This is a genomic window from Nostoc sp. NMS7, from assembly GCF_017115085.1.
Taxonomy (GTDB): domain Bacteria; phylum Cyanobacteriota; class Cyanobacteriia; order Cyanobacteriales; family Nostocaceae; genus Nostoc.
The window spans coordinates 1-16,698 of record NZ_JABXKJ010000006.1 but is presented as its reverse complement, the minus strand read 5'-3'; the positions used below and the strand labels follow the sequence as shown (position 1 = coordinate 16,698).

Here is a 16,698-nt window from a genome sequence, read left to right as displayed (position 1 = left end):
TTACTCATGTAATATCTCTTAACCCGGTTTTCTGCGCGAATGCTACTCATACCCCTTTTCCCTGGTGATGAAAATCTGACGTTCGCCCCACATCACTGCATCCCACCTTAAACCATAGTTAGTGCCTACAGCTTCCCCCACCCTCAGACCGTGGCGAAACATGAGGAGCATCAGTGTATAATCACGGTGAGCATAACGAGCTTTACGTTCTAGTGCAGCATCGAGGAGCGATCGCACTTCGCTTGGTGTAAGGTATTCTCTAGACCTGTAATGCTTATTTGGTAGACGAGTTGGGGGTGGCGGCCTCATTTATTATCGTTGGTAGTGTCCGGTGTACGCGCCTTATTATGGACAGTCTACTACGCTGGGATGCCCATTCTCTCGTTGAGAAACGGGCCACTCAAGAGTTATTGCGAACTGTTATCAATTAATAAATACTCCATCTTGGCTCAATGCCAAATAGCCAGGTATATTCCTATCCCCAATTCCAGACTGAAATTATTTTTCTATATAGCCACCAGCGTAGTCAATTACGCAGATTGTTCTATATACTTTGTGAGTTCCATAAGCAACACCAGAGACTTTAAAAGCGCCATTAAAAATGTTTTTTCGATGACTGCGATCGCTTACACCATCATCAATAATTAATTGGATGACGATATCTTCAGCAGTGTTGAAGCCATAAGTGATATTTTCGCCTGCGGTTGTTTGCCATTTACCATAGCGATTGATGCGAGTAAAGGGGTTGCTACCATCGCTACCATCATGACCTATGGTGCCTTTTAGTTCTTGGTCTTTAACATGGTCTTTTGCTCCTAAAGACATACCCTTAGATGCACTCAATGCTCCCACAGGAGGTGCTGATTTCAAAAATGCGATCGCCTCATCAACTGCTTTGACTCCTTCTTGAGTTTGCCAATAGGTATTATTAGAAACTTTGACTAGGTTCCCTTCAAAGCGCTTTCTATAGTTTTCCACAATCGGGAGGTATGCTTTAGGATTTGTTCGTACCTTATTTGTTTCAACAATTACCTGTTGTTCCAATTCTGAAAGGTAACTTGCATTTGTTAATAAAGTCGAACTAGTTTCTGGAACTACTGCTGGGTTAGAGTTAGCCATAGACGGGTTAAATTGAAACAGTTGATCTGAGCAATCGAATATCAATGTAATTGGCAAAAATACCCAAAATTTCAGGCGATGCATCCATTACCTCACAATTTTTCTATGGATTAATGCCGGTGAATTAGAAAAAATAAATCTGTAAACGCTTCTGTGGCTTGTTTCCACCTATCTTGCCCCTCATGACAGCTTCGCTAGATCCACCCCTAATGGTAGCTAATCTAAATTTGTTCAACTAACTGACCCATAGCAAAGCTAGATGCAAGGCAACTCGCTGGCATTAGAGATTTTGACATACTCCCAAATTGGGAAAGTTACTCAGTTTTATCTAGTCAATCACAAATGCTTCACTGAAATATGCATCTCGGTTGCCTTGCTCGGTCATCACACTGACGATCGCATTTCTCACATCGCAGTTAACAATCTTCCCAGCAAACTTGACACTACGATTACCTTCTCTGACTTCTACCTGACGGCCAACATAATCGGTAACATCTTGGTCATCTTTTTCAACTTGTAGCAGTGAATAGGAGTTATCCTTCTCAGCTTCTGCCAAAGTAGTCTCAGATGTAATTGTCGTGGCGGTCACTGCCTCATGCTGAGTTGGGATACCCGCCCCAGTTTTAGAGCTACCCGCCCCAGTTCCGCCCCAGTTCTCTTCCTGATTTTCCTTATTCTGTAAGGGTTCCGCTACACCCGCCCCAGTTTGGGTTACATTTTCTTGATTTTGCATTGGTAAAGAAAATGATTCGGTTTGACAAAGCAATTCTTCTTTCTCAATGTTTTTTTCAAATTCAGAAAAAGTGGGGCGGGTGGGGCGGAAGTGTTGATTTAGCGTTGTTTCTGGGGCGGGAAGTGGGGCGGGTGTGGGGCGGGTTTCCTCTAAACTGGGGCGGGTAATTGGCAAAATCCCTATGCCTTTGAGGATTGGAATCTGTTTTTTGCGAACATCACAGTACCGACTAGCTTTGACTGCCTTGGGGAAGAGTTGACTTATTCGAGGAATAACTTGGTTGACACCCTTCACGTTTTTATCACTGGGGCGAACCTGATCTACCCATGTCCTCCGGCCATTTTCATCTATGGTTAATGTGTCGTTTTGCTTGTACCAGTTTTCGATCAAAAACCATAAATCATTTGCTGACATCTCACCGCCTTCTACATAACCCAGCTTTTCATCTTCAATGAAGTCAAAGAGATGGTTATTTTCCTTCTGAAGGTTATAGAAAGCGTCGGTTGTGCATTCATAGTCAATTCCTGAGTCCACAAGGTCTTTAAGAGCTTGCAGCATTTTATTTAGGAATGCCGGAGCTAATTTTGTTCTAATGAAATCTTGGTCATAGCGGAATCGTGGATCGCCTTTTATCTCCCTTGGATTATTTGGGTCGGGATTATCTACAAAGGTTTTCTTGAATTCTAGAATTGCAATCCTATCTCTGATTGCTTGTATCACACCTTGAAAGGCGGGAGTCTCATTTAGATTAAAAATCCCGATTGCGTTAGAAGAAAATTCGATATGGTCTTTCCCTTTATGTTCACAATGCAATGTATCTCCAGTGATGAATAATTTTAGGCTTTGGAGTCTATCAATTCTATTTGTCTGTGGATTTTCAGAAGCCCAATTGACCAAACTGTACATGAGCGGCGATAGTCCAAACTTTCTGCCTTCGTCATAGGATTGAAAGTCACCTAATGAGACAGAGGTTAGTCCGTTCTTTCCATAAATGGTAGATACGCATTCGCGCAGAGCATCTTTGCCATTAGAACCAAGACCAATCGCTAATACTGCTTTTACGTCTCTGCCTCTGAATTTTCTGACAGTTTTTAGGTCAAGGGATGCGGCAATGTTTCTCAGAAATATTTGTTGTTGTGGTTCGTCCAAACAACTCAATAGTTGATTGCAGTATGTATCGTCAGCATTAGGGAGATATTCAATTAAAGGTTCATAAATGTAATAGTCTTCCGGTGTGTGTGGTTTTAGCTTTACTGTAAAGTTTCTGCCCTCCCACTCAATCTTGACTATCCCATTGAGACAATTTACTCCGGGAGGATTGATTAACTCTGTCTCAACCAGTGTTCGCATCTTTGCCCATTCCAAAACCTTTTTCACCGAACTCGGTGTTGCGTAGGGATAACTTATTTTTCCCTGGTCATTTTTAACTGCAAAGGCATTGCAAAAATCGGATATTCTCTTGATTTCTCTAGAGTCTGGAGAATGCCTGTAATGGTTGCCAGTATGCCAGTAGAGGTTATCGGCAGCACAAATCCAACTCTTATCCCCATAGAGAGTTTTAAATGCTTGCTGGGTGAAGCTTACAACTGGATCTTGATTGTCTGGGCTATCGTCAGGCTCGATTACATCTACCTCTGACTGTTGCGATCGCTGCGATCGCTCCGCCACAGCTGCGTGAATCTCCTGTTCTAACCTGCGGATAAATTCTGGTACTTCCATCTGCCCCAAGATTTCTTTAATGTCTGATGACTTATATGGTAAATCGGGGCAGATGGTGTGAGGGTTAATTCCAATAAATGCAATCCCAACCTCGGCTGCACAGTCCTGGCAGGTTTGGAGTTTCTTTAAGCCAGTCTCGTCGGGGTCATGCAGAAAAACGATTAATCCTATGCCTTCTTCCTTGGCACGTTGATATCCTGGGATAATAGTCTTTCTATCCCATCCACTTCCCTGAAACGTAATTCCAGCAAGACCATGCTCCCGACCAACTTCTACGCATCCCTCACCTTCATGCTGGAGTAGTGCCGGGGTTCCTGTCACAGATTTAGCAGCAGCGATAGCGAAGCGCTGCTGCGTTCGCGGAGCGTCTCGCAGAGAAGCGCAGATCGCTTCATTAAGACGATACGCTTCCCAAAATGCGTTTCCTTTCCGCATCTCTGGTGTGCCATCCTCCCGCCTGTGCCATTGCCTAAAAGTCTTGCTGTAACCCTTATCTTTGCTAGCATCTTCCCACTGGTAGCGTGTCACCCATTGAGACTCTGAGTAAATGTAAATTATTTCAGTGGCGCTGCCAGGAACTTTGTCGGGCGGCCTGCTCGTTAACTTTTGGGGTTGAGGAATGTCGGTCGCTGGCTCGGACAACGTTACCAAAGTAAAGTCACCGGGGATTGGCGCTGCTTTGGGTTTAATTAACTTGGGCTTGCTTACAGTCCGTTTTGGTGAAGCAGTGTACTTCTCATTCCTCTCTGCCAGAACTTCATCCCAAGATTTAATCGCCTCTCTAATGTCTCTGTGCTGGCACTTGTTGAAGCAGCTATACTTACCATTTTCTGGAACAATAGATAAATTATGCCCATCGCAAACTGGACAAATATATTTGTTCTTTTCCTTCGCTGGCTCTAACTGGTCTATGAAATTACGAATGTCGAATTTCTCAAACTGCTGGTCATTTCTTAAGTTATTGGTCTTTTGGGGCGCTTCTTGAGTAAACATTCTTCTCTCCTATTGGCTGGAATCGTTGCCACAGGAGGATGTCATCGCTATTGAGTTTTTACTTTACCCGTGTTCCTTGAATTGGTGATTAATTAGGCCACTCTTTATTTGTAACTCTATCCTGAATACTGGGAACCAAAGTAGGGTAGAGTTAATGTAAGTTTTTAGATCAAAATAGAAAACCTATTTTGAATCTTATGGACGGGTGGGTTTCCTCCTATGGTGAGTAGACAAACTCCTATGGGCGTGACATCCTCCTGTTTTTTTGTACTTAAAACTCAAACTACCAGAATGCGGGTGTTTTTAATTAAAAAATTACCTTGCAGATATATTTGAACGGCTCACAAGACCTCCATCCCCAGATTTTCGCAAAGCTGATACATTTGTCCGTCGCCACCATTGAACAAAGTGTAACGAGTTGTGAAGTTAAGATCATTCGTCCTGGTAGGGTCGGTTGGCTCAAAGCTGCGCCAGGTGTACTCGAAAACAGTCTCCCCTTGTTGCCGAACCTCGCGTCGGAAGTCATGTAAATCTTGAGCATCCCAGAATTGCGATCGCGTCCAGGTGGTTGCTTCTTGCAGAGTGTGACCAGGGTTGAGGGTGCTGCACCCATCGCTCATGATAATTTGCAATTCATCCGAAAGCCTTGTTACTCCAGCCCTGCGCGGATTATTCATTAGGCCATTGGCTATCAGTAACAATCCCGGACTAATGGCGACGTTGGCGAACCAGAGGAGTTTACTTGGTTCATCAATGATTGATGTTTCTATGTTTGGTGCAGCGATGTTGGCTGGTATACGGATGTCGCCAGCACGGGTTTTGATAATTGTTGCTTTTTTATTCATGGCACTTGCCCAATTTGCAAAATGATTCTCAAAACTCAAAAGGTATTGAGCCGAGATACGGATACTGTTGGCGAAACATTCCTTAATACCCTCAAAGCTTTGAATCTTCGTCATACCCTTGTTGGAACTGATTGACTTTTGTAAATCAGACAACGCTAAAATCGGGATTTCAGATATGAAGAAATAATTCGCCAACAGTATCAGATACGTGTAAAAACCTGCAAGATGGTCTGGAAAGCGTTGCTATATATACGTTCTAGTATTTTTGATGTCTAATGAGAATTTGTGCATGAATGTACTGGCACTTCTGACCCCATATTTGCTTTTCGCCAACCCAAGAGTTTAATAAATACTGTGTGGTAGGAGGCTAATACTTGGGGCTGTAATGCATTGCCTGTAAGAAGTTCAGAGATTTTACTGCAAAAGCTATTCATCGTTCAACCTGTAAAACCTGTAAATAAAATTAATAAATACTCCAGTTCTTGTAGCGATACATACCCAAGATTTGCGCTCTAGAGCCAATTTTACTTAAAAATGCCTGAACCCTATATATAATAAGAGTTTCCAGACCATCTTGCAGGTTTTTACTTGTATCTCGGCTCAATACCAAATACACTCAGCCAACCATAAGGATGTTCAAAACCGATTTCTTTCTCAACTAGCAAAGATAAAGCACCTACTTGCAACAAAACTGTGCTACCTTTTTTTTGAATTATTTTTAGTAAGATGAAACAATTTGCTTTATATTTAGACGAAGGGACTTTAGATTAAGATGATATGCCAGACAAGGGTTTTGAGTCTTTAGACTTCTATCAAGATAGCCTTAATGCGAAAATTAATTTAATATCAAAGGACGTGGTTTAGCCACCCCATAGCCTTGAGCATAATCGACTCCCAAAGCTTTGATTCGTTGTAGGATAGCGTCATTTTCGACAAACTCAGCAATGATTTTTAACCCCATGACATGGCCGATGCGGGTAATGGCTTCTACCATTGCATCATCCACAGAATTTTCGATAATGTTCTGAACAAATCCGCCGTCGATTTTCAAATAGTCTACTGGCAGGGTTTTAAGATAGGTGAAAGAAGACATACCACTACCAAAATCATCTAAGGAAAAACGACAGCCGTAACGTTGAAGTTCGGTAATGAACTGACAGGCTTTTGTTAAATTTGTGATCGCTACGGTTTCTGTAATTTCAAAGCAAATCGATTGCGGTGGAACTTGATATAATGCAAATTGCTCGTGCAAAAAGCTAATAAATTGATCGTCGTTGATAGTAGTACCCGAAAGGTTGATGGCATAACTAGTATTGCTATTATGTTCTGCTAATGACCAAGACTTAAACAGGGTGTTGATCACCCAGCGATCGATTGTCGGCATTAGGTTGTAGCGTTCAGCTGCCGGAATAAATGCCATCGGTGCAACTAAATTTCCCTTTTCGTCTCTCAGGCGCAGTAAGATTTCATAATGAGTCTCTGGTGTTGCGGTGGGAGCGATCGCTACAATGGTTTGGGAATACAAGCAAAAACGGTTTTCTTCTAAGGCTTTGGTAATCCGTGAAACCCACTGCATCTCCCCACGCTGTTGTAAAAGTTCTTCATCGTCAGACTTAAAAAGATGAACGCGATTGCGTCCCTTATTTTTAGCAGCATAGCAGGCAGCATCCGCATAGCTTAAGAGACTGATTCGGCTCTCAGTTTTAGCATTAATTTCTACCAAGCCAATACTGGCTCCAATAGAAAAAATATTATCTTCCCAAACAAACCGAAACTCTTGAATAGTCTCGCGCATCACCTCGGCAACCCGGATGGCTTGCTCTAGAGAACATTTATAAAGCACTGCGCCAAACTCATCTCCACCAAGTCGTGCTAGTACATCGGTCTGACGGATCTTAGTTTGCAATAGTGTTGTCACTTGCCGCAAAAGTTGATCACCGGCTGCATGACCGCAAGTATCGTTGACAATCTTGAATTGATCTAAATCTAAGTAGCACAAAGCGTGTTCTAGGTTGTATGTTCTGGCACTGTTCACAGCTTGCTCTAGACATTGCTCAAATTCGTGGCGATTCACTAGCCCTGTTAAAGAATCGTGACTCGCTTGCCAGGTAATTTCACGGGATAGGCTGCGGTTTTGGGTGCAGTCATGAAAAACCATAACTGCACCGACAATTTGATTGTAGCGATCGCGAATTGGGGCAGCTGAGTCATCAATGGCAATTTCTTTCTCGTCACGGGTAATTAAAACTGTATGATTTGCCAAACCGACTATCTGCCCTGATTTTAAAGCTTTTTCTACCGGATTTTCGGTTGGTTCTCGTGTGATTTCATGGAAAATTCGGAAGACTTCCCTCAGTGGTAAACCTTTTACCTCTTGCAGACTCCAACCTGTGAGCATTTCGGCAACAGGGTTCAAATACTCAATTTTGCTAGTTGCATCTGTAGTAATTACCGCATCACCAATGGAATTTAACGTGATTTGCGCTAATTCTTTTTCATAAAAGAGTTCTTCATTCGTCAATTTCAACCGTGCTGCTTGCTTTTGGGCAAGTTGAGCATAGTAGAGAACTAGGATCACCAGCAAGGTCAGAAACAGTCCTTCTAGCAGCACTAACTGGGCTACCGGATTTAATAGCGATTGAACTTCATCAGTAATATTTGATAGTTGCTTAATAACTATATTCTTCCAACTATTTATTGCTTGCCAGAGAAATATATTTGCAGTAAAAAGCCCAAAACCAATATTCAGGGGAAACCATCGTGGAAGACGATCAACTCGCTCAAGAGCTAAAAGTTGGAAGCTAACCCCAACAATCAGCAAACCTAGTGCAGTCGGAATCGCTACGCCTATGAGATGTCCCCATTTGTAGGCTGTTCCTACACCGGTAATGTAGCCTAATAATGAGACAAGTCCAATAGCGATCACCCCTGCTGATGAAAGTCCAGCAATAATTAATAAACGGCTCCTCTTTCTGACTACAGATAAGCACAGCGATGCTACACCCAACAAAGTAAAGCCTAATGCTGTATTAGGAGAAGGGCGACCTGGTAGCGGACCATTCACCTTAATGAGAAACTGCTGGACAGGTTCACTAATTCTCAAGGTATTGCTGGAAGTAGGAAGATTATTTGTCAAGTAGTCATGTATAAAAAATTGGTCAATACCAATATCTACTTGAAATATATACTGAGCCAAAGTTAAGCTGCCAATGAGAGCAACCAGTAAACTCAGTCCGGCTGCAACTCGTCGCCACTTTTTTATCAGAGCCAGCAATGCCCATCCACTGAGAAAAAACGCTAAGGCAGTGTTGTAGCGCATGGCAGGAGAATTTGGGAGGAGTTGGATTATGGCTACCAAGTGAATATGCCATGCAACTATTACTATAAATCCCAAAAATATACTGAATCCTCCGGCAAACAACGCTATGAGTTTAGGTGCTTTACTAATAATTTTTAAGGTAGATAAATCACTCATATTTTTTTTGCTGATTGGACAATAAAATTTCTGGTGATTTACAGTATATTTCATCACTAAAAATATTGCTCATGGGTGTCAGCTTAGGACTATAAACAAGGTTTAAAAAGGGTTTGGACTTAAGTAGACAAGTAGAAATACTGCTGTTAATTTAGACAGTCAGTCCATTCAAAAGAATAGATGTATTCGGTATTGAGCCGAGATACGGATACCGTTGGCGAATTCCCTAAGCAGCTAAACTGAACCGATTAGTTCAGCAATGAAACGATTGAGAACCTTCTGAGCAGTTTTATACCCAGTAGCTTGCTTACCTAACTTCAGTTCGGACAAAATGCGATCGCGTAAAATTTCAAGTTCTGAAGTCGGTGGCAAACCGACAGGCTGTTTAGCGCTTGTGGTATTAGATATCTGATGCGACTCACTCTGCCGTGTAATACTTGGTTGAATGGGAGCTAAAAAATCTGAGTCTTTCCGTGTAATACAAGGATTATCGTTATGCCTAACAATGTGTTCTAAATAATCAGCACGGGTTAAGCCTAAGCATTCCGAAGCAATACCAAGAGCCTTCCAAGTATCATCTGTTAATCGCAAAGAACGTACTTCACGATAGTCATCATTCTTAAGGGCAAACTTTCCTTGAATATCCCGTTTCCACATAACCTCAACCGTGTATTACATCGTAATTTTAACGGGAAGTGACGATGCTTCTCCATGTAATACACGGAATTAGTCTTAAATCTTATTGATGTTTTAGCACCAGTCTAAACAAGTATTATCTAGCACATAGTAGAATCAGCTAATCTTGCAAAGTGTGGGGTATGAGTAGCATTCGCGCAGAAAACCGGGTTAAGAGATATTACATGAGTAAGACAAGCATTTTTAGAAGCTGAAACCCTTATTTTTTCGTTGAGTAGTGACTCGATAATAAGTTTAAGTCAATCACCTTCGTTATTGGGAAAATCCTTAGCGAATAAGGCTTTTAAGCTTAACCCGGTTTTCTGTTCTGATGATACTCATACCCCTTTGCTGACAAGGATTTGAAGGGAATAATGCCAAACCTTGTTTTTACTATTCCCCCTTTTCGAGGGGACATACAAAAAAAACCTGATACTTTTTCTCATAAAGGGGTTATCGTATTAGATCAGTTATATAGTTGAGATTGGGATACTAGAAAATGTAAACCTGTTTATCAGTTTCCTTTTGAAATGACTAAGGTTATTTTATATAGAATAAATGAAATAATATCTTCCTCTCTACTTGAAAATTTATCTTGATTAATTCCAACTTTAAACCTGTCAAAAAGTTATTTGACAATTAAAAAGTCCCCATCCCATCTGAAGCCCATTCGATGTTCAAGCTTTCAAAAGTTACTTCAGTGATAGGGTACTTATTCTAATCAATGCGATCGCATCAAGGCTCGGCATGATTTATGGTTCAACTGATTAGCACAATGGAATCCCGTAATACCCAGCTTGCTAAATGCCCAACTGGAATTAAAGGGCTGGATGAGATCACAGAAGGCGGATTACCTCAAGGGCGACCGACATTAATTTGTGGGTCTGCTGGCTGCGGTAAGACCTTGTTAAGCATGGAGTTTTTGGTACGGGGCGCAACCCAATATGGGGAACCAGGGGTATTTATTGCCTTTGAAGAAGGGGTCGAAGAATTGACCCAAAATGTTACTTCTCTGGGATGGGATCTGGCTCAACTGGTCGCCGAAAAAAAACTTGAGATTGACTCTATCTATATTGACCCGTCTGAAATTCAGGAAACTGGTGACTATGACCTAGAAGGGCTTTTTATTCGTCTCGGTATGGCCATCGATAGCATCGGAGCAAAACGAATTGTCCTAGACACCATTGAGGTGCTGTTTTCTGGATTATCCAATGCTGCGATTATTCGGGCAGAATTGCGTCGTCTGTTTCGCTGGCTCAAAGAAAAGGGCGTGACGGCGATCGTCACAGGCGAACGGGGAGAAAGCAGTCTGACCCGCCAGGGTTTAGAGGAATACGTCTCCGATTGCGTGATTCGCCTGGATCAGCGAACCCATGATGAACTGTGTACACGACGACTGCAAATTGTCAAGTATCGGGGATCGCAGCATGGCAGCAACGAATATCCGTTCTTAATTGACAAAGATGGGATTTCAGTTTTACCGCTTTCCTCCATCGGACTAAACCATGATGTTTCTACGGAACGGATATCCAGTGGCATTCCCCGCCTCGATGCCATGCTGGGAGGGCAGGGTTATTTTCGTGGCAGCAGCATTCTGATTACGGGCATGGCAGGGATGGGCAAGAGTACGATCGCGGCTCATTTTGCAGCAGCAACTTGCCAGAGGGGAGAACGGTGTCTCTATGTGGCATTTGAAGAAGCACCCCAACAAATTCTTCGCAATATGCGATCGGTCAATTTGGATTTAGAGCCATATCTGCAAGGGGGACTGCTGAAAATTCAAGCGTTGCGCCCCACGGCTCATAGTCTAGAACTCCATCTGGTGCAGATCCATAGCTGGCTCAATGCCTTTAAGCCGACGACGATAGTGTTTGACCCCATCAGCAACCTAACCTCCATCGGCACGCTTTTGCAAACCCGCTCATTTTTCATGCGTTTGATTGACTATCTGAAAGCTCAACAAATCACCGTACTCATGACCAATCTAATTTCATCAGGAATGCCAATGAAACACACCGAGATTGGCATTTCATCATTGATGGACAGTTGGCTGGAAGTGCGAGCGGTAGAGAACAATGGGGAGCGCAATCGCCTGCTACAATTGCTCAAATCTCGTGGGATGGGACATTCTAACCAAGTGCGAGAATTTCGGTTGACCGATCTGGGCATTGACTTGGTTGATGTTTACCTGGGACAAAACCAGGTATTGGCCGGAACGGCTCGTGCAGCCCAAGAGTCAGCTGATAGGCAGGCTCATCTTGAGCGGCAGCAGCAGCTTGTCAGGCGACGACGAGAAATTGAAAAACAGCGGAAAATCACTCAAGATCAGATTGCCACCTTGCAAATGCAAATGGAGGCAGAAAGTGCCGAACTCGACTATCTGCTCCAGGAAAAGAACCTGTATGAAGCAGATTTTTTTCAGGATCAGCAAGCAATGGCACGGCTGCGGCAAGCGGATTAAGGCTACTGCCAACCTTGCGGTTGAAGTTATCGTATGCAATTTAGGAACCTCCCCCTATGAATCAAAACAACGAACCGAGCCAGATTACATCCGAGCAGTGGCAGCTACGGCTGTATGTTGCCGGACAAACCCCCAAATCGGTAACCGCCTTTGCTAACCTCAAGAAGTTATGTGAGGAACACCTCCAGGGACAATATCGCATTGAAATCATTGATTTGTTACAGTACCCAGAATTAGCCAAACGAGATCAAATCCTGGCCATTCCCACCCTGGTACGACAACTGCCTCAACCGATTCGGCAAATCATTGGCGACCTATCTAATCAAGAAAAAGTTTTACTGGGACTTGACCTCAAAAAAGTTGAGAAGTGACTTATAAGATGAATAATATGCTGCCGGAGGAAAACAAGGTATCGCTGGAAGAGAGCGATGAAATGACTGCCAGTTTTGAGCAAGCGATCGCCTTGGGCGATCTGCAACACTACTACCTTCGGTTATATATTGCTGGCACGACACCGCGATCAATGCAATCCCTAAAAAATCTGAAATTGCTCTGTGAGACCTATCTACAGGGACGGTATGAGCTAGAGGTGATTGATGTTTATCAGTCCTCTCCAGAACTACAGGTTGATAATGTTGTTGCCATTCCTACCCTAGTTAAGCATTTGCCTCTGCCTCTGCGTCAGATTATTGGAGATTTATCGGATACCGAAAAAGTATTGTTAGGGTTAAATATTGTGCCTAGATGAGGGAATTTCGGCGTCACATAATAGAGGGATGATTTATTTTTCTGTTTAGTAAACGAAGATATGGAAGACCTTCAGAAAACTAAAGCCAACCTGTTGGCAGAAAATCAGGCATTGCGCGATCGCCTCGCTATTAGTGAAGGAACTCTACAAGCAATTATGCAAGGTGAAGTTGACGCGCTAGTTGTTTCAACTGACAAAGGTTCACAGGTTTTTACCCTCAAAAGTGCCGATCAATCTTACCGCTTATTAGTGGAGGAGATGCAACAAAGCGCAGTGATTCTCTCAGACGAAGAATTAATCTTATATTGCAACAAAAGCTGTTCAAATTTATTACATCAACCCCTAGAAAAACTAATCGGCTCTTCCTTTAAACGGTTTTTGTCACCTCAAGATACTCTGCTGTTTCAGTCGCAAGTAAAACTTGCAGAAAAGGGTAATCAGAATGCGATCGAACTATTTCTAATTCCTCAAACTGGGGTTGAAGTTCCGGTTTATTTATCCATAAACTACCTCAAACCTGATGACGTTTCCATGAATTGTGTGGTTATTACAGACTTAACCGAACAAAAGCGACATGAAAGAACGTTGGCTTCAGAAAGATTGGCACGTCTGATGTTGGAGCAGGCAGGAGAAGCAATTTTAGTCTGTGACTATACTGGAAATATCATTCGTGCCAGTCAGGTTGCCTGCCAACTATGGGAAAAAAACCTCCTCTCCCAACCCTTTGATACGTTATCTATTTTCTTATCCCAATCAACCCCTGCTTCCGCTACACATCAGCAAGGGATGCTTAACAGCACTCATCTGGAAACTGCTCCTGGGTGTAAAGTTCCTTTTGCGATCGCATCTGTTTTAAATGGAACCAGCTTTCAAGGGCAAGAGGTAGAAATTACAACTCAGGATGGACAAGTTATAAATCTTCTTCTAAATGCGCGTCCTCTGGCAGACGAAGATAACTACTTTCGTGGCGCAGTCGTTATTTTGACGGATATTACTCGCCGCAAACAGGCAGAAACAGCCCTGCAACAACTGAATGCCGAACTTGAGCAACGGGTAGCCGAGCGTACTGCCCAACTGATGGAAACCAACGATCACCTTTTAGAAACTGTGATCCAGCAGCAACAAACCCAACTCATTCTTTTAGAACAGGCGCAACTACTAGATTTAGCACATGACACCATCATTACCCGCGACTTAAATGGGGCGATCTGCTTCTGGAATCAGGGAGCGGAGTCTATGTATGGCTGGACGAAAGCCGAGGCTTTGGGACAAATCTCACATATTTTATTGAAAACCCAATTTCCTCAATCATTATCAGAAATTGAAACAGAATTTTTTGAAAAAGGCTACTGGGAAGGAGAACTGATCCATTTCAGATGGGATGAACGACCTATTAATGTCGCTAGCCGTTGGGTTTTACAAAAAGACAATGCTGGTAAACCGATTAAAATCCTAGAAATCAACAATGATATTACCGAGCGGAAACTGGCACAAATTGCCCTGCAACAGCAGACAGAACGGGAACGCATGGTCGTAGCGATCACTCAACAGATCCGCAAGTCTTTGGACTTGGATGAAATCTTGAACACAACTGTTGCTGAAGTTAGACAATTTCTGCAAACCGATCGCGTGATTATTTATCGCATAAATGCCGATTGGAGTGGTACCGTTATCACGGAGTCTGTGGCATTCGGGTGGAAGGCAATCCTAAATATGGAAATTACAGACACCTACTTTGTCGAGACCCAGGGGCGACAGTCCTATCAACAGGGTATGATCAAAGTTAATCCAGATATCTACACCGCCGGATTAACTGCTTGTCATCTAGAATTATTGGAACAGTTGCAAATCAGAGCCAAGGTAATTGTACCAATTTTTCAACAGGAGCGCCTTTGGGGTTTGTTAATTGCTCATCATTGCAGCGCCCCGCGTCAGTGGCAACCTTGGGAGAGCGAACTGCTTCAGCAATTGGCAACACAGGTAGCGATCGCCATTCAGCAATCAGAACTTTATCAACAGTTACAGCTTGCCAATCAGCGGTTAGAAAATCTAGCGATGGTTGATAAATTAACTCAGATTGCCAATCGCCGATGTTTTGATAGTAGGCTTGATTATCTTTGGCAATATCTTTTACGAGAAAAAGATTTTATTTCATTACTCCTATGTGACATTGATTATTTCAAACAATATAACGATACTTATGGTCATGCCGTTGGGGATACTTGTTTAACACTCATTGCCCAAGCTTTAAAACAAACTATTAAGCGTTCTAGGGATTTAGTTGCTCGTTATGGGGGAGAAGAGTTCGTTGTCATTTTACCCAACACTGCTAGTGATGGGGCTGTTCAGGTTGCTCAAGGAATTCATCAAGCTATCCAACAGCTAAATATTCCCCATACTGCATCGGCTGTGAAGCAGCACGTTACTCTGACTATCGGAATTGCTACAGTGATTCCTACCTCTGATATGCTTCCTTTGGATTTGATTAAGGCAGCAGATCAAGCCCTTTATCAAGCCAAAGCACAGGGGCGTAATCGTTCTTGTATGTGGAACCCAAATGATCCTTAATGAAATCAAATAAGCTTACTCAACATTTGTGAGCATTTCCAGTTGTGTAAGTAGTTTTTGGGGTATGAGTATCATCAGAACAGAAAACCGGGTTAAGCTTAAAAGCCTTATTCGCTAAGGATTTTCCCAATAACGAAGGTGATTGACTTAAACTTATTATCGAGTCACTACTCAACGAAAAAATAAGGGTTTCAGCTTCTAAAAATGCTTGTCTTACTCATGTAATATCTCTTAACCCGGTTTTCTGCGCGAATGCTACTCATACCCCCATCATCAGATGCACCACTTTGATTAATCTAGTCGCATCCTCAAATTCTAATTTCCAATTGTTTTTTATTCGCAAGACAAAGTATTTATTTTCTTGGACTAATTCTTGAATAAATTTTAATCCGGCAAATCCTCTATCCATTACTCCAACAGCATTTATTGGTAAACTAGACATCATTTTAGAAAGATGCAAGCCATTTCGCTGGCATTAGAGATTGTAAAATATTCCCAAATTGGGAAAGTTAACTCAGTGTTATCTAGACTTTGATGAACGTTTCGCGGAAATCACCGTCTTGATTCCCCTCCTCGGTCATCACGGTAACAAATCCATTCTTGACGTTGCAGCCAATAATCTCCCCAATAAACTTGACACTACCATTACTCCTTCTGACTTCGCACTGACGGCCAACATAATCGGCAATGTCATGCTGGTCTTTCTCAAGGTCTAGGAGCGAGGAATAGGAGTTATTGTTCTCAGTTTCAACCAGAGCAGTATCAGATGTAATTGTCGCGGGGGTCGCTGCCTCATGCTCAGTTGGCATACCCGCACCACTTTCTACTTCTCCCGCACCACTGACGCAGGACTTACCGCAGTAGTTTTCCTTATTTTGCAAGGGTGACGCACCACTTACACCACTTTGGGGGGGGTAATCATCATTTTTCATTGGGGGAGAAAATAAATCTACTTGCAAAGTATGTTCAGATTTTTCCTCAATGTTTTCTTCAAAATCTGAAAAAGTGGTGCGGGTGGTGCGGAAGTCTTGATTTAGCGTTGTTTGTGGTGCGGAAACTGGTGCGGAACTGGTGCGGGTTGAGTCTATTGTGGTGCGGGTAGGGTCAATAATCCCAATACCTCTGAGGACTGGAATGTTTCTTTTAGCAATGTCACAGTACCTAGTCGCCTTGACCGCTTTAGGAAATAGTTGAGAAATCCGGGGAATGATTTGGTTAATCCCCTTCACGTTTTTATCACTGGGGCGAACCTGATCCACCCATATCCTGCGTTTGCCCTCGTCCTCTATAACTAATGTGCCGTTAAGTATGTAGTACTGTTCCATGAGTGACCACAAATCTTTTGCGGTCATTTCTGCATCG

Annotated in this window: 10 protein-coding genes and 2 pseudogenes; 4 read left to right on the top strand and 8 right to left on the bottom strand. The window is 42.8% G+C overall.

What is annotated here, in order from left to right; translation table 11 throughout:
* Positions 1-42: 42 nt before the first annotated feature.
* From HWQ38_RS00340 to HWQ38_RS00315, 6 genes are all read right to left on the bottom strand, one after another.
* A complete protein-coding gene (locus tag HWQ38_RS00340; protein ID WP_292788987.1) occupies positions 43-309 on the bottom strand; it encodes a tyrosine-type recombinase/integrase in 267 nt (88 codons plus the stop codon).
* Positions 310-498: 189 nt separating this feature from the next.
* Positions 499-1,203, bottom strand: a complete 705-nt coding sequence (locus tag HWQ38_RS00335; RefSeq protein ID WP_292788985.1) for a CAP domain-containing protein — start codon at positions 1,201-1,203, stop codon at positions 499-501.
* Between the two features lie 244 nt (positions 1,204-1,447).
* The gene (locus HWQ38_RS00330) at positions 1,448-4,564 is read right to left on the bottom strand and encodes a DUF5906 domain-containing protein (RefSeq protein ID WP_292788983.1); all 3,117 of its coding nucleotides are present in this window, start codon (positions 4,562-4,564) and stop codon (positions 1,448-1,450) included.
* 341 nt (positions 4,565-4,905) lie between these two features.
* Positions 4,906-5,523 carry a hypothetical protein gene (locus HWQ38_RS00325; RefSeq protein WP_292788981.1) on the bottom strand — a complete coding sequence of 206 codons (618 nt, stop codon included), beginning with the start codon at positions 5,521-5,523 and terminating at the stop codon, positions 4,906-4,908.
* Between the two features lie 721 nt (positions 5,524-6,244).
* A complete protein-coding gene (locus tag HWQ38_RS00320; RefSeq protein ID WP_292788978.1) occupies positions 6,245-8,884 on the bottom strand; it encodes an EAL domain-containing protein in 2,640 nt (879 codons plus the stop codon).
* 234 nt (positions 8,885-9,118) lie between these two features.
* Positions 9,119-9,541 carry a hypothetical protein gene (locus HWQ38_RS00315; RefSeq protein WP_292788975.1) on the bottom strand — a complete coding sequence of 141 codons (423 nt, stop codon included), beginning with the start codon at positions 9,539-9,541 and terminating at the stop codon, positions 9,119-9,121.
* A 772-nt stretch (positions 9,542-10,313) separates the two neighbouring features.
* Between HWQ38_RS00315 and kaiC the strand changes: the two genes are divergently transcribed.
* The 4 genes from kaiC to HWQ38_RS00295 are packed head-to-tail and all read left to right on the top strand — an operon-like array spanning position 10,314 to position 15,336.
* The gene (kaiC, locus tag HWQ38_RS00310) at positions 10,314-12,020 is read left to right on the top strand and encodes a circadian clock protein KaiC (protein WP_292788973.1); all 1,707 of its coding nucleotides are present in this window, start codon (positions 10,314-10,316) and stop codon (positions 12,018-12,020) included.
* Positions 12,021-12,076: 56 nt separating this feature from the next.
* Positions 12,077-12,391, top strand: a complete 315-nt coding sequence (locus tag HWQ38_RS00305; RefSeq protein ID WP_292788970.1) for a circadian clock KaiB family protein — start codon at positions 12,077-12,079, stop codon at positions 12,389-12,391.
* A gap of 8 nt (positions 12,392-12,399) precedes the next feature.
* Positions 12,400-12,768 (top strand): circadian clock KaiB family protein, encoded by a 369-nt coding sequence (locus tag HWQ38_RS00300; protein WP_292788967.1) that lies wholly within the window; start codon positions 12,400-12,402, stop codon positions 12,766-12,768.
* Positions 12,769-12,828: 60 nt separating this feature from the next.
* Entirely contained in the window at positions 12,829-15,336 is a 2,508-nt protein-coding gene (locus HWQ38_RS00295) for a diguanylate cyclase (RefSeq protein ID WP_292788964.1), read from the top strand.
* Between the two features lie 283 nt (positions 15,337-15,619).
* Here the strand turns inward: HWQ38_RS00295 and HWQ38_RS00290 are convergent.
* Together HWQ38_RS00290 and HWQ38_RS00285 are read right to left on the bottom strand one after the other, a co-directional pair.
* Positions 15,620-15,787, bottom strand: a pseudogene (locus tag HWQ38_RS00290) (IS4 family transposase); the annotation flags it as partial.
* 73 nt (positions 15,788-15,860) lie between these two features.
* Positions 15,861-16,698, bottom strand: a pseudogene (locus HWQ38_RS00285) (heavy metal transporter); the annotation flags it as partial.

Bases quoted from the DNA above. Each gene is read 5' to 3' on its own strand.
- HWQ38_RS00335 (WP_292788985.1), bottom strand. From the start codon at position 1,203: ATGCATCGCCTGAAATTTTGGGTATTTTTGCCAATTACATTGATATTC.
- HWQ38_RS00340 (WP_292788987.1), bottom strand. From the start codon at position 309: ATGAGGCCGCCACCCCCAACTCGTCTACCAAATAAGCATTACAGGTCT.
- HWQ38_RS00330 (WP_292788983.1), bottom strand. From the start codon at position 4,564: ATGTTTACTCAAGAAGCGCCCCAAAAGACCAATAACTTAAGAAATGAC.
- HWQ38_RS00315 (WP_292788975.1), bottom strand. From the start codon at position 9,541: ATGTGGAAACGGGATATTCAAGGAAAGTTTGCCCTTAAGAATGATGAC.
- HWQ38_RS00300 (WP_292788967.1), top strand. From the start codon at position 12,400: ATGAATAATATGCTGCCGGAGGAAAACAAGGTATCGCTGGAAGAGAGC.
- HWQ38_RS00325 (WP_292788981.1), bottom strand. From the start codon at position 5,523: ATGACGAAGATTCAAAGCTTTGAGGGTATTAAGGAATGTTTCGCCAAC.
- HWQ38_RS00305 (WP_292788970.1), top strand. From the start codon at position 12,077: ATGAATCAAAACAACGAACCGAGCCAGATTACATCCGAGCAGTGGCAG.
- HWQ38_RS00295 (WP_292788964.1), top strand. From the start codon at position 12,829: ATGGAAGACCTTCAGAAAACTAAAGCCAACCTGTTGGCAGAAAATCAG.
- kaiC (WP_292788973.1), top strand. From the start codon at position 10,314: ATGGTTCAACTGATTAGCACAATGGAATCCCGTAATACCCAGCTTGCT.
- HWQ38_RS00320 (WP_292788978.1), bottom strand. From the start codon at position 8,884: ATGAGTGATTTATCTACCTTAAAAATTATTAGTAAAGCACCTAAACTC.